The organism is Paenarthrobacter sp. 22069 (genome assembly GCF_052046035.1).
Classification (GTDB): Bacteria; Actinomycetota; Actinomycetes; order Actinomycetales; family Micrococcaceae; genus Arthrobacter.
Genome location: NZ_JBQEQF010000018.1, coordinates 1 through 13208, shown reverse-complemented (window position 1 = coordinate 13208; position 13208 = coordinate 1). Strand labels below are relative to the sequence as shown.

Genomic DNA, 13208 nt, shown 5'->3' with positions numbered 1-13208 from the left:
GGATCAGCCTACGCTTCAAGCCGTACAGCAAAGCGCCCGTCCTGACGCGCCCGTTTGGCTGTGTTTGGGCTATTTCGTCGGGGCAGCGCTCTTTCGGCCATTGCCCTGGCCGTCGCCTTGTCCTGCGCCCTGTGGCGGGCTCTGGGCTTGGCCGGGATTGTCCGCAGACCCAGGGGCGTTCTGCGCCCAGGCTCCGGCGTCCACGCCGACTGCCGGATTCGGCGCTGGCGTCCCAGTCCCACCCGACCCGGCGGATGCATTCGTCCCCGCAGCGGCGCCTGTTCCGGCGGCCGCCGCCGGCGTGCGGTCCTCTTTGGACGCGCCCGAAACATCCTTGTTGTTGGCTGAGCCAACCTCCCCGGCGCCGGATGCCGCAGCTCCGCCCGCACAGGCTGCGGCGACGGAATCGTGCTTAGGCGGTCCTGTACAGGCCGGAGGGCCGGACAGGCCTGAGGGATCGCGCAGGAGCCGGAAGGCCGGGCTCCCGGTCTGGCTACCGGCCCCACGAGGCGCCGCTGTTGACGTGGCATCTGCCAGTTCTGCGGCGGCTACCGGGTCAGCGGCACGGTGGCCGGTGGCCGCGGGCGCAGCGGTGGAAGGCCCGTTCCAGGGCACCCATTCCTCCAGAAGGTGCTCCACGGCGTTGCTGTAGGGGACGGTGGAGCTGGCGGCCACTCCACCGACGCCCAGCCCCATTCCGGCCACCAGGACCAGGCCAAAGGCCGTCGGACGGTGGCGGCGACGGCGGCGGCGGCGGAGGGCCAGGTCGTCCCCGGGCTCCTCCCCGCCGTCGTGTTTGCCTGCCTTGCCGGGTTCAGCTGCGCTGCCTGCCTCAGCGGGACCAGGGTTTCCGGCCGGTGCTGCGGCCCGTGCCGCAAGCAGCGCGGCCAGTTCCCCTGTGGGCGCCGGCGCCGGCAGGGCCGCCAAGGCGCCCAGCGAGAGCAGGGCGCCGCGCAGTTCAAGGTCCTGGCCGCAGCCTGCGTCCTGAAGCATGTCATCCACAAGGGTGGTGAGGTTGTCGGAGGCGGATGTCATGGCGTGAGATACTCCTTCACTGCCGCAAGTTCCCGGAGTTTCAGCAGGGCGCGCCGCTGGAGCTGTTTGACCGCGCCGGTGCTCTTGCCCATGGCCTCCGCTGTCTGTTCCAGCGTCAGGCCGCCCACCAGGCGCAGCGACAGCACTTCACGCTGGTCCCCTGGCAGTCCGTCCAGGAGTCCCAGGACTTCCGCCGGCGAGATGCGTTGCAGGGCTTCGTTTTCCGCCGAGGTGTCCTCACGCTGGTCGAGCTCCGGTTCGAAGGGCAGCTTGGCGGGGCTTCGGCGTTGGCGTCGGTGATCGTCCACCATCCGGGCGTGGGCAACGGAGAAGATAAAGGTCCGCAGTCCGCCCTCTCCACCATGGACTGTGTCGATCCGGGGCAGGACGGAAAGGAACACGTCCTGCATCGCCGCCTCCGGATCCTCGACTCCCCGGGCCGTGAGATAACCCAATACCTGTGACGCATATGTCTTGTAGACCAGGCTGAAGCCAGCGGTCCCGGTAACCGGCCGGTCCTGAGCCTCGTCTGTCTGGGCGTCGGTCACTGACGTAAAACTTTCCGTCAAGAAGGGTGTTGGCAGGGCAAGCGTTCAGTACTGCGGGAACGCTGCCCCTACTTTACCCTCCAGTAACCACCGCCTCCGGAACCGCCACATGCCCCGGCAGGCTCTTCAATGGCCAAACCGGACTATGCGGACAAGCCCTCCGCGCAAGACAAAAGAGCCGGTCTGGAACATGATGGGGGACAGGTTCCAGACCGGCACTTCATAGGGGTAATCGCTGCGCACCATGAAAGGGTTACGCGTTTCGAAAAAATTCTTTGTAAGGCATTTTTTCGTTCGTCAGCGGGCTGCTGCGCGGGTCCACCGGGGTGCCGTCGCCTGCCGGCGCGGCGCCTTCGCCAGGGGGAAGGCATGCAGCCTGCCGGGCATCCGCTCCTCGCTGCAGGCGGGCACGACGGCGGCCGGCACCTCCGCGGAAGCGGCGGCGGCAGCGGCGACGGGGACGGCCGCGGGGCGGCCCGCAGTCCCGGTGGGGCATAGATCCGTGACCAGGCCGGTACCCGCGCATTCGCGTACGGCAGCGATTCCGGCGGCGAGGGCCTGTTTGTCCTGGTACGGTCCGGAGACGGCCACCACGGCGCCGTCCGGCGCCAGGAGCCGGAACCGGAAGAGCGAATCAGCGTCAACGAATGCTTCGAATTTTCCGGCCATGACGATCCTTCCTTGGGCACCAGGGGGTACCAACGAGTCTGGCCGCACCGCCGACAACCTCACAAGACCGATCGCGTTAAGCCTGTGTAAATTGCTTTCAACCCGATACAAGACAAGCGGCAGGCCACCTGTGGAAGGTGCCTGCCGCCGTCGTGGTCCTGCCCTGGACGGGCGTGTCAGTCGTTGATGAGGTCGTTCACCACGATGGTCTGGTCGCGGTCCGGGCCGACGCCGATGGCGGAGAACCGGGTTCCGGAGAGCTTCTCCAGGGCCAGGACGTAGTTCCGCGCGTTCTCCGGCAGGTCCGCGAGGGTGCGGGCTCCGGTGATGTCCTCGGTCCAGCCGTCGAAGTACTCGAAGATGGGCTTAGCGTGGTGGAATTCGGTCTGCGTCATGGGCATTTCGTCGTGGCGCACGCCGTCTACGTCGTAAGCCACGCACACAGGGATCTGCTCGATGCCGGTGAGCACGTCCAGCTTGGTGACGAAGTAGTCCGTGAAGCCGTTCACGCGGGAAGCGTGGCGGGCCAGGACGGCGTCGTACCAGCCGCAGCGACGGGGACGGCCGGTGTTCACGCCGAACTCGCCACCGGTCTTCTGCAGGTAGACACCCATCTCATCGAAGAGTTCCGTGGGGAACGGGCCGGCACCAACACGGGTGGTGTAGGCCTTGATGATGCCGATGGAACGCGAGATGCGGGTGGGGCCGATGCCGGAGCCCACGGAGGCGCCGCCTGCGGTCGGGTTGGACGACGTGACGAACGGGTAGGTGCCGTGGTCGACGTCCAGGAACGTGGCCTGGCCGCCCTCCATCAGGACCACCTTTCCTTCGTCCAGGGCGGTGTTCAGGACCAGGGTGCTGTCGATGACCAGGGGGCGGAGTCGTTCGGCGAAGGACAGGAAGTACTCCACGATCTCGTCCACCACCACGCTGCGCCGGTTGTAGACCTTGACCAGAAGTTCGTTCTTCTGGCGCAGTGAGCCTTCCACCTTCTGGCGCAGGATGGACTCGTCGAAGACGTCCTGGACCCGGATGCCCAGGCGGGCCACCTTGTCCATATAGGCGGGGCCGATGCCGCGGCCGGTGGTGCCGATGGCGCGGCTGCCCAGGAAGCGTTCAGTCACCTTGTCCAGGACCTGGTGGTACGGGGCCACCAGGTGGGCGTTCGCGGATACCCGCAGTTTTGAGGTGTCCGCGCCGCGGGCCTGGAGACCGTCGATTTCCTGGAAAAGGGCCTCGAGGTTCACCACACAGCCGTTGCCGATAATGGGGACGGCATTGGGGCTGAGGATGCCTGCCGGCAGCAGCTTGAGTTCGTACTTTTCACCGCCTACGACGACGGTGTGCCCGGCGTTGTTGCCGCCGTTGGGCTTGACGACGTAGTCAACACGGCCGCCCAGCAGGTCGGTGGCCTTGCCTTTTCCTTCGTCGCCCCACTGGGCTCCTACGATCACAATTGCTGGCATGGGATCCTCCCCCATTCGTTCGGGCTGCCCGTGTCCGGCCACCAGGTGGCGGGCCCGTGCAGCGCCGTTCATGAGAATGCCCCGAACAGACCGGCCTTCGCCAGGCCGCGTTGCGGCGCAGCGACGCAAGAGTTCGGGGGCTCTTACCACCCAAGTTTAGCGGATCGGGCACTTTGTCCAGCGTGTGGCCCGCCGCCGTCCCATGGATATCCGGACCGCGGCGGCGTCGGGCCGCCTACTCGTCCTCGGCCTCCCCTGCAGGCCGCGGGGTTCATCCAGGTAGTGGTCCGACATGCCACGCATCTCGAAAAGCAGGACAGCGATTCAGGGAGGGAGCGGCTGCCGGCTGTGGGGCACGGAACCAGGCGACACATTCCGGACGGATTTGCCCGGACCGCGCCCGCTCGATTTAAGTGGGAGTGAACCATCCGGAGCGGCTGAGAGACCTGGCTCAGTGACGCCGCAGCAACCACGGCCCGGCATCAACAGATGCTTGCCGAAGGTGCTACTGCCAGGACCGATGGAAAGGAATCCAGCATGTCCCTGAACACTGACCACATCCGCGTAACCCACGCCGGCTCGTTGCCCCGCACGCCGGAGCTCATCGCGGCCAACGCCGCCAAGGAATCGGAGGGAATTACCCCCGGCTTCCTTGAACTCCTCGAAGGCTCCGTGGTGGACGTGGTGCAGCGCCAGAAGGACCTGGGCATCGACATCCCCAATGACGGCGAGTACGGGCACACCATGTCCAGTTCCGTGGACTACGGGGCGTGGTGGAACTACTCCTTTGCACGGCTGGGCGGCCTGCAGCCCACGGACGTGGACCGCTGGGCCGAGGCCGGCGTACGCCGCTCGTCACCCGGCAACGTTGTCCTGACCTCGTTCCCCGACCGCCGGGACCGGCAGGCGTTCAACGAGGCCTACAACGATCCCTCCTCAGGCATCCTCACCCACCGAAAGAGCGTGGCCCAGCCCAAGATCACCGGGCCCCTGAGCTACACCGGCCAGGACCTGGTGGCATCCGACGTCCGGAACCTGAAGACCGGGCTGGCCGCGGCTGGGCTCTCGGACGGCTTCGTCGCCTCCCTCTCCCCCGGATCCTGCGCGCGGCTGGCCAATGAGTACTACAAGACGGACGAGGAACTCCTCTACGCCTGCGCCGATGCCATGCGGGAGGAATACAAAGCCATCATCGACGCCGGCCTCACGGTCCAGCTCGACGATCCGTCCCTGGCCGAGAGCTGGGACCAGATCAACCCGGAGCCGTCCCTGGAGGACTACCTGAAGTTCATCCAGCTGCGGGTGGAGGCCACCAACTGGGCATTGCGCGACCTCCCCCAGGACCAGATCCGGCTGCACGTCTGTTGGGGTTCCTGGCACGGCCCCCACACCACGGACATCCCCCTCGCCGACATCATCGGGTCGGTGCTGCAGGTCAACGCGGGCGCATACTCCTTCGAAGCAGCCAACGTCCGCCACGAACACGAATGGCGGGTGTGGGAGGACACCAAGCTCCCCGAGGGCAAGGTGATCATCCCCGGCGTCGTTTCGCACGCCACCAACGTGGTGGAACATCCCGACCTGGTGGCAGACCGCATTGTCCGCTTTGCGGAAATCGTGGGCCGCGGGAACGTTATCGCCTCCACCGACTGCGGCTTGGGCGGCCGCGTCCACCCGCAGATCGCCTTCGCAAAACTGGAGGCGCTGGGCGAGGGCGCACGCCGCGCCACCAAACGACTCTGGTAGCGCCGACCCCTAAACGCCGGCTGTGCCTTCCATCACCGGGAGGCACGGCCGGCGTTTCGCTTCCCGCAGCTTGCTAAACTGGACAAGGCCGGACAGGAGCCGGCCCACCCCAACCAACCGCCACCGACGTGACGCGCGCCCGCGTACCCGCATCGGTGACGGCAGCAATGCCAATCCCCGCAGGAGAACCAGCCCTTCATGACAGCCCTGGCCCCCGAAACATTCCACGAACAGCTCATGAGCCGCCGCTACGAACCGAGCGTGGCCGCCGTCAACGAACTGTGCGACTCACTGCGGGAAGCCAAGCCCGGAACCACAGTTCCCTACGTTGACCCCATGCACGACGTGGAGGAATGCCGCATCATCAGCCTGTTCTCCAACATCGGCGAAGCGGACAAGTCCGGTTTCATCACCGCCGGGGACCAGGACGCCGCCACCCGAATGCTGGGCATCCAGTGGAAGCTGGCCCTGCGGCCCGAGTTCGTCATGCCGTGGAACGTCCATCCCTGGCATGTCCCCGGCGAAGCCAACGGCAAGTTCACTCCGGACCAGATCCAGGCGGGCCTGAAGCCCCTGCTGAAGTTCCTGGCCTTGGTTCCCCGCGCCTCGGTCATCGTGGCACACGGCACCGAAGCCAACCGCCTGGCCAACCTGCTGCTGAAGACCGAAGTACCCCTGCTGTGGCGCCGCGGCCTGAAGACCTACAAGGTCCGGTCCCTCAGTGGCCGCGCTTTCGCCGGCTCCCCGGCGCGCCAGGAAGAGTACCTCGAAGACATGCGGGCCGCGTACGCCGACGCTATGGCGCGCACGGGCATCGCCAACAAGGGCTAGCCAGGTCTAAACAGGCTCAAGTACACACACAAGACGACGGCGGCCGGCCGCCTTTCATGCGAAAGGTGACCGGCCGCCGTCGTTCCCACCGGGGATCTAGGAGCCTTCGATGGCCGCCTTGGCCTTGGGGTCGGAGTCATTCAGGAACTTCTGGATCCGCTCCGGCTCGTCAGCTTCGCCGATGGCCGATGAGGCCCGGCCCAGGGAGTAGAGGGCACGCAGGAAGCCGCGGTTCGGCTCGTGCTCCCATGGAATGGGGCCAACGCCCCGCCAGCCGTTGCGGCGCAGCGCGTCCAGCCCGCGGTGGTAGCCCACGCGGGCGTAGGCGTAGGAGTCGATGGTGCGGCCCTCGGTCCACGCTTCCTCGGCCAGGATGGCCCAGAGGAGCGAGGATGTAGGGTGCTTTTCCACCAGGTCCAGGGCCTCGTGGCCGGCCTCGAGCTGCCCGTACACCTCTGTTTCGGCAGGCAGGAGCGTCGGCTCCGGCCCCATCAGGTTCCGGCGGAACTCGTCCGACATTTAGAAGGTCTTTCCGGCCGAACCGAGCTGCTTGGTGGCTTCCACCACGCGGGCTGCAAGGCCGGCTTCGGCGGAGGCGCCCCACACGCGGGGGTCGTAGGTCTTCTTGTTGCCCACTTCGCCGTCGACCTTCAGGACGCCGTCGTAGTTCTTGAACATGTGGTCCGCCACCGGACGCGTGTAGGCGTACTGGGTGTCAGTGTCGATGTTCATCTTGATGGTGCCGTAGGAGACGGCGTCGGCGATCTCCTGGTCCGAGGAGCCGGAACCGCCGTGGAACACCAGGTCGAACGGGTTCTCCTTGCCGATCTTGGCGCCCACCTGGGCCTGGATGTCCTTGAGGATCTCCGGGCGCAGCTTGACGCCGCCGGGCTTGTACACGCCGTGCACGTTGCCGAAGGTCAGGGCCGTGATGTAGCGGCCGTTCTCGCCCGAGCCGAGGGCATCGATGGTGGCCAGGGCGTCTTCCACGGTGGTGTACAGCTTGTCGTTGATGGCGTTCTCCACGCCGTCTTCCTCGCCGCCGACGGTGCCGATTTCAACTTCGAGGATCATCTTGGCCGCGGCGGTGCGCTGCAGCAGTTCGCGGGCGATGCGCAGGTTCTCCTGCAGGGTCTCTGCCGAGCCGTCCCACATGTGCGAGTTGAACAGCGGGTTGCGGCCGGCCTTGACCTCAGCCTCGGAAGCCTCGAGCAGGGGCAGGACGAAGCCGTCCAGCTTGTCCTTGGGGCAGTGGTCGGTGTGCAGGGCGATGTTCACGCCGTAGTTCTTGGCAACTTCGCGGGCGAAGGCAGCGAAGCCCAGGGAACCGGCAACCATGTCCTTGGTGGATGCGCCTGACCAGTAGGCGGCACCGCCGGTGGACACCTGCACGATGCCATCGGACTCCGCTTCGGCGAAGCCACGCAGGGCCGCGTTCAGCGTCTGCGAGGACGTGACGTTCACGGCCGGGTACGCGAAGCCGCCCGCCTTCGCGCGGTCGATCATCTCGGCGTAGATCTCTGGGGTTGCAATGGGCATGCTGGCTCCTCTGCTGAGTTTCGTCTGTGGGTGGATGACCCTCAAATAGACCGCTTACGGCTTGGCTCCATCCTAGCCATTCCCGGGCCGGGAGTGCTCTGGATTACGCCCCACCCGCACCCTAGCCTCGCAAGCTCGGCCAGGGAACCCTGCGGGCGTGGGCCTACCACCCTGGCCTGCCGCGAGAAATGGACGCGGTCAGGACACGCGCTGGTCGAAGACGTGCCGGCGGATCCACGCGTGCATGGCGATCGCGGCGGCGGAGGCGGCGTTGATGGATCGGGTGGAGCCGAACTGTTCGATGGACAGGGTGGCGACGGCGGCCTGGTGGACTTCCGGGGTCAGCCCCGGGCCCTCCTGCCCGAAGACCAGCACGCAGTCGCGGGGCAGTTCGTAGGTTTCCAGGGGCACCGAGTCCGGGAAGATGTCGATCCCGATAACGGCGAGCCCCTCCCCCTGCGCCCACTGCACGAAGTCCTCGACGGTGGGGTGGTGCCGGACGTGCTGGTAGCGGTCGGTAACCATGGCACCGCGCCGGTTCCACCGCCGTCGGCCGATGATGTGCACTTCCTTGGCCAGGAAGGCGTTGGCGGTGCGCACCACCGTGCCGATGTTCAGGTCATGCTGCCAGTTCTCGATTGCCACGTGGAAGTTGTGCCGCCGGGAGTCCAGCTCGGCAACAATCGCCTCGTGCTTCCAGTACCGGTATTTGTCCAGAACGTTGCGCCGGTCGCCATCCGCCAGCAGGTCAGGGTCCCAGTGATCGCCTTCGGGCAGCTCACCCTGCCAGGGCCCGACGCCGACCTCCGCCTTTGCGGGTTCGGCCTCCCCAGGCTCGTGGTGCGGTTCGTCTGCTGTTCCGGGCGTTTGGTTCACCCTTCAACACTAGACTGGAGCATTCGGGCAACCATCATCACGTGGAGGACAGGCATGGCAGAAACAGACCAGGTGGCAGGGAACCCGGCGGTTTACCGCAGCGGGCAGGAGATTGAGTGCTGGCTGACGGACATGGACGGTGTCCTGGTGCACGAGAACCAGCCCATCCCCGGTGCCGCGGAACTGATCCAGCGCTGGGTGGATACGTCCAGGCGCTTCCTGGTGCTGACCAACAACTCCATCTTCACGCCGCGTGACCTGGCCGCCCGCCTGCGCGCTTCCGGGCTGGAGATCCCCGAGGAGAACATCTGGACTTCGGCCCTGGCCACCGCCCAGTTCCTGAAGGACCAGGTGTCCGCAGGCGGCTCGGAATCCGGAAACCGCGCCTACACCATCGGCGAGGCAGGGCTGACGACGGCGCTGCACGAGGCCGGGTTCATCCTCACCGACCAGAGCCCGGACTTTGTGGTGCTCGGCGAGACGCGCACCTACTCCTTTGAGGCGATCACCACCGCGATCCGCCTGATCCTGGCCGGTGCCCGCTTCATTGCAACAAACCCGGATGCCACGGGCCCGTCGAAGGACGGCCCCATGCCGGCCACCGGGGCGATCGCCGCCCTGATCACCAAGGCCACCGGACGGGAACCGTACATTGTGGGCAAGCCGAACCCCATGATGTTCCGTTCCGCAATGAACCAGATCGACGCGCATTCCGAGACCACCGCCATGATCGGTGACCGGATGGACACGGACATCATTGCCGGCATGGAGGCGGGACTGCATACGGTCCTGGTCCTCAGCGGCATCACGCACAAGGACGACATTGCCGCCTACCCTTTCCGCCCCAACCAGGTGCTTAACTCGGTGGCGGACCTGAAGAACCAGATCTAGAAGATACTGACCCTGGAGCCGCCCCGGGGCAGGGGGAAATACTCGTCCAGCAGCCCCGTCACCAGGGGCCGGTAAATCTGCGGGTTCCAGCCGGGGCTGGCGTGGGCGGGCGCCGCACCAGCGGTCTGCAGGTTGCTTGAGACCATGTTGTCCTTGAACACCACGGCCCAGGTTTCCGCTGCGGTTTCGTAGTCCACGGTCTGGTCCTTCGGATTGCCGATGTAGGCCATCTTCGCCGTCCCAAGTTTTCCCGCGAACTGGCTTCCCTCGAAGTGGTAGATGTAGGCGGACTCGGTTTGGATGAGCATGCTGGACGGGGCGATCGGGGACAGCTGCTCCAGCGTCTGGTCCAGGATCTGCCGCCAGCTGCGCTCATCCTTGTGGATGATCCGCTCCCCCAGCTCGTACCCGCCGCGCAGTGTGGAGGGGAACCGGACACCGCTCTCGTAAAGGAACACCACGCCGTCGAACCAGCTTTGGTCCAGCACGTCGTGGGCGCTGTAGGGACTTGAGTCCAGCAGGATGAACTGCACCTGCAGCCCCTGCAGCGCAAGAAGCCGGGCGGCCACCTGGGTGGCGAGCATGCCCCCGAAGCTGTGCCCGTAGAAGAAAAGCTTGGTGATCTTCTCCGCGGTGACGTAGTCGGTGATGGCGTCGACCACCTCGGTGATGTTCAGCCCCAGATTGGAGTACCCGACGGCGGCAAGCCGGGCGCGCTTGTTCAGCGCACCCCGGAGCGTATTGAGGATCCACTGGGCCTCCTCCCAGCTGGTCTTGTAACCGGGGAAAAGGAACCAGCTGGCGTCCGGATAGTAGGCGTCGGCGAAGTCGTCCGCAACAGGCAGGATCCGTGTGGACTGGCGCTGCGACTGAACCTGACGGGTGACGATCATGTCGGCAGCGAGCAGCCCTGACGCCCCGGCTCCGGCCAGGAAGGTACGCCGGGAGAAGCGTTTCAGGGCAGCAGCTTCCGCCAGCAGGCGGGCGTCGGAGACCGCGCGCCGGCCCTGCGGACTGACCTCCCCCTCATACGGCACATTCCTACCGTAAGCCCAGCCAAACCCGCCGCCGCAACAGGAGGAGTAAACCTTCGGTTAACCCGCCCTCAGCAGGCGGCCTGCCCTCCGGCGGCCGGGAAGGGGACCTCGGATTCCTGCCGGCGGCGGTGGAGCTCCAGGCCGATGTCGTTGTAGCGGCCCAAAAGGTCCGCGCCGTCGGGTGCCTGCGGGGTGTCGAGCAGTGCGAACAGCGCATCGCTGGCCTGCAGCAGTTCCTCGTCCGTGTATTCGGCGAGGGAACGGCCATACAGCCTCTCGATCCACATCACGGGAAGCTGGGGAAACCCGGCTGGAAAGTCCGCGCCGGGAAAGAGCTCCGTAACGTCGTCGTCCATGGCCAGCGGACGGCAGCTGATTGTGTCCTCCGCGGCCCAGTCACGGGCGGCAGGCCCAAGCTGGAGGGAGACTCCGGCGGAGGCGGCTCCCAGCAGGGAACCGGAGTCCACTGCGTTGAGATCGCGGCGAAGGCCGGCGAGCGCGGAGGATTCGATCAGCACTGCCTGGGAAAGATCGACGCTGATACGGCAGCGCATGCCCATCCTCCGGACACGGCGGATGATGTGGACCAGTTCAGCACGGGAATCCTGGTGAAGGGTCCCCCGGACTTCGATCCGGACGATGTCTGCGGGAACATCGAGATTAACGAGAGCGTCTAATGCGCGGTCCATAGGTACTCCAAATGAGGTCTATGGCCGACGGCTCAACCTCCGCAAGCGTAACCCCCGCCGGGTCCCCGCACAACCCGGACCTCAGGCGCCTGTCCCCGGGCTGACCTTTCCCGGCTCCTGGTAGTAGGTGCGGGCGCCGGCACCGCCAACCGAATCCACGATGGACCTGGCGACGTCCCGCAGCTTCGTGTTGCTGTTGCTGGAGGCCTCGGTCAGGATTCGGACGGCGGCCTCCTGGCTGCAGCGGTTCTGCGCCATGACAATGCCAACAGCGATGTCAATGGTGGTCCGGGATTCAAGCGTGGCACGCAGGTTGGACGCGCTGTCCGCGTGCAATGAGAAACGCACGGCCAGGCGCAAGGCCTGGGAGATTTCGCGGGTGAAGTCCCTGGCCCGGGCCGCGGCCTGCCCGTCGAACTTGCGCGGGACGTCGGAGTAGAGGTTCAGCGCGGCCTTTGCCTCGCCCTGCAGGTGGAACGGCAGGGACAAGACTGACCGCAGCCCGTGGGAGGCAACGGCGGCGGCGTAGTCGGGGCCCCACCGGTCCTCCTGGAACAAGTCCGGAACGTATACTTCGCGCTCTTCCTTGGCGGCCGAGAGGCATGGTCCCTGGGACAGGGAGTACTGGATTTCGTCGACTTCCCGGGCAGAAGGACTGCTCCAACCAATGGTTGCAGCCTTGCGGTCACGCAGCAGAGTGATGCCGCAGAGGGCGTCATCGCCGTCGCCCGCCATCTGGTGGGCAGAGAACCGGGCGAGTTCGTTGAGGAAGTTTTCGAAATCAGCGCTGTCCAGAATGAGGTTCTGGATCTGGTCGGTTGCGCTCAAGGGCTTTTCTGGGGGGAGCAAGGTACACGGTCTCCAAATGCTGAATGGACTATCCCTATGATATTGCAGCCTTGAACGGTCGACCAGCAGCAGCCCGGCGCCGGCGTTAGGGCGTGTCTCCTAAACCCGGGTTGGTTAAGCCGGGATGCTTGATGAGTGTCTCGTACTTCTGTTTTGACTGATGGGCAGTGGGCCCGCATCCAGCCGTTGCTACCGTCCTCTGATGGTCGTCGGGGCCGTCCTTTTCGGGACGACCGCCGGGTGGTCGAGGGCATCATTTACCGGTATCGGTGCGGAATCGCGTGGCGGGATGTGCCTGGCGAGTTCGGTCCGTGGCAGACGATTTGGAAGCGTCACCGCCGCTATAGCGGTGACGGAACTTGGGACAGCATTCTGGCGGCTTTGCTGACGGTTGCGGACTCTCAGGGTGAAGTGGACTGGTCGGTCTCGGTCGATTCGACGGTGAACCGTGCCCACCAGCACGGCACGAACCTTCCCCGCACCACAGGGGGCCGGCTCGAATTACATGAATCTGTGTGCTGAACCGGACGACCATGCCATTGGCCGGTCGCGCGGCGGGCTGAGTACCAAGATCCACGCCCTGGTTGATGGCAAAGGCAGGCCCCTAGTTCTGCTGGTCGCGCCGGGACAGGGCGGCGATGCGCCGATGTTCGCCCACCTGATGAACCAGTTGAAGGTCAACCGGGCCGGTCCGGGCAGGCCACGTACCCGCCCGGACCGGGTTCGTGGAGACAAGGCCTACTCATCGAGGGCCATCCGAACCCAGCTCCGGGATCGAGGCATCGTCGCTGTCATCCCGCAACCATCCGACCAGATCGGCCACCGCAAGCGACGAGGATCCACCGGAGGCAGGCCTCCGGCCTTCGACAAAGAGGACTACAAAGGCCGGAACGTCGTCGAACGGAACTTCAACATCTTCAAGCAATGGCGTGCCCTGGCGACCCGCTACGACAAACTCGCCCTGACCTACCGCGGCGGAGCCGTTCTCCGGGCAATCAGCATCTGGCTGACAGCTTTAGGAGACACGCCCTA

At 65.9% G+C, this 13208-nt stretch carries 14 protein-coding genes and 1 riboswitch; of the genes, 4 read left to right on the top strand and 10 right to left on the bottom strand.

The features are described 5' to 3' along the window. Positions 1–69 precede the first annotated feature (69 nt). From ACTJK0_RS15180 to ACTJK0_RS15165, 4 genes are all read right to left on the bottom strand, one after another. Entirely contained in the window at positions 70–1035 is a 966-nt protein-coding gene (locus ACTJK0_RS15180; protein ID WP_440745741.1) for a hypothetical protein, read from the bottom strand. Further along, positions 1032–1583, bottom strand: coding sequence for an RNA polymerase sigma factor (locus ACTJK0_RS15175; RefSeq protein ID WP_440745740.1), 552 nt, complete (start codon positions 1581–1583; stop codon positions 1032–1034). Before ACTJK0_RS15175 ends, ACTJK0_RS15180 begins: the two co-directional genes overlap by 4 nt. Positions 1584–1880: 297 nt before the next feature. Then, on the bottom strand, positions 1881–2252 hold the full coding sequence (locus tag ACTJK0_RS15170; RefSeq protein WP_440745739.1) for a YegP family protein: 372 nt from the start codon (positions 2250–2252) through the stop codon (positions 1881–1883). A gap of 176 nt (positions 2253–2428) precedes the next feature. Next, positions 2429–3718 carry an adenylosuccinate synthase gene (locus ACTJK0_RS15165; RefSeq protein WP_110544388.1) on the bottom strand — a complete coding sequence of 430 codons (1290 nt, stop codon included), beginning with the start codon at positions 3716–3718 and terminating at the stop codon, positions 2429–2431. A 421-nt stretch (positions 3719–4139) separates the two neighbouring features. Beyond that, positions 4140–4245: riboswitch (SAM riboswitch) on the top strand. A gap of 10 nt (positions 4246–4255) precedes the next feature. On the opposite strand from ACTJK0_RS15165, the gene ACTJK0_RS15160 reads away from it, so the two are divergent. Further along, the gene (locus ACTJK0_RS15160; RefSeq protein ID WP_440745738.1) at positions 4256–5464 is read left to right on the top strand and encodes a cobalamin-independent methionine synthase II family protein; all 1209 of its coding nucleotides are present in this window, start codon (positions 4256–4258) and stop codon (positions 5462–5464) included. Positions 5465–5662: 198 nt separating this feature from the next. Further along, positions 5663–6295, top strand: coding sequence for a uracil-DNA glycosylase (locus ACTJK0_RS15155; RefSeq protein WP_440745737.1), 633 nt, complete (start codon positions 5663–5665; stop codon positions 6293–6295). Positions 6296–6391: 96 nt separating this feature from the next. On the opposite strand, the gene ACTJK0_RS15150 is transcribed toward ACTJK0_RS15155, so the two are convergent. From ACTJK0_RS15150 to ACTJK0_RS15140, 3 genes are all read right to left on the bottom strand, one after another. Further along, on the bottom strand, positions 6392–6814 hold the full coding sequence (locus ACTJK0_RS15150; protein WP_110544214.1) for a DUF3151 domain-containing protein: 423 nt from the start codon (positions 6812–6814) through the stop codon (positions 6392–6394). Next, positions 6815–7834 (bottom strand): class II fructose-bisphosphate aldolase, encoded by a 1020-nt coding sequence (fbaA, locus tag ACTJK0_RS15145; RefSeq protein WP_110544211.1) that lies wholly within the window; start codon positions 7832–7834, stop codon positions 6815–6817. Positions 7835–8032: 198 nt separating this feature from the next. Then, complete coding sequence (locus ACTJK0_RS15140) at positions 8033–8710, bottom strand: TrmH family RNA methyltransferase (protein ID WP_110544208.1); 678 nt, start codon at positions 8708–8710, stop codon at positions 8033–8035. Between the two features lie 54 nt (positions 8711–8764). Here ACTJK0_RS15140 and ACTJK0_RS15135 point away from each other — a divergent pair, with 54 nt between their 5' ends. Continuing rightward, positions 8765–9601, top strand: coding sequence for an HAD-IIA family hydrolase (locus tag ACTJK0_RS15135; RefSeq protein ID WP_110544205.1), 837 nt, complete (start codon positions 8765–8767; stop codon positions 9599–9601). On the opposite strand, the gene ACTJK0_RS15130 is transcribed toward ACTJK0_RS15135, so the two are convergent. The 3 genes from ACTJK0_RS15130 to ACTJK0_RS15120 all read right to left on the bottom strand — a co-directional run bounded on the left by ACTJK0_RS15130 (position 9598) and on the right by ACTJK0_RS15120 (position 12155). Then, positions 9598–10638: a thioesterase domain-containing protein gene (locus ACTJK0_RS15130; RefSeq protein WP_110544203.1), complete on the bottom strand. Its 1041-nt coding sequence runs from the start codon at positions 10636–10638 to the stop codon at positions 9598–9600. The two genes, ACTJK0_RS15135 and ACTJK0_RS15130, sit on opposite strands and share 4 nt — an antisense overlap. Positions 10639–10706: 68 nt before the next feature. Beyond that, on the bottom strand, positions 10707–11327 hold the full coding sequence (locus tag ACTJK0_RS15125; RefSeq protein WP_110544200.1) for a hypothetical protein: 621 nt from the start codon (positions 11325–11327) through the stop codon (positions 10707–10709). An 81-nt stretch (positions 11328–11408) separates the two neighbouring features. Then, positions 11409–12155, bottom strand: a complete 747-nt coding sequence (locus tag ACTJK0_RS15120; protein ID WP_440745736.1) for a GAF and ANTAR domain-containing protein — start codon at positions 12153–12155, stop codon at positions 11409–11411. A 156-nt stretch (positions 12156–12311) separates the two neighbouring features. Here ACTJK0_RS15120 and ACTJK0_RS15115 point away from each other — a divergent pair. Further along, a protein-coding gene (locus tag ACTJK0_RS15115) for an IS5 family transposase (RefSeq protein WP_440744999.1) occupies positions 12312–13208 on the top strand; the annotation gives its coding sequence in 2 pieces (ribosomal slippage) (positions 12312–12662 and positions 12664–13208; 896 coding nt annotated over the 2 pieces). This gene is flagged as partial in the annotation.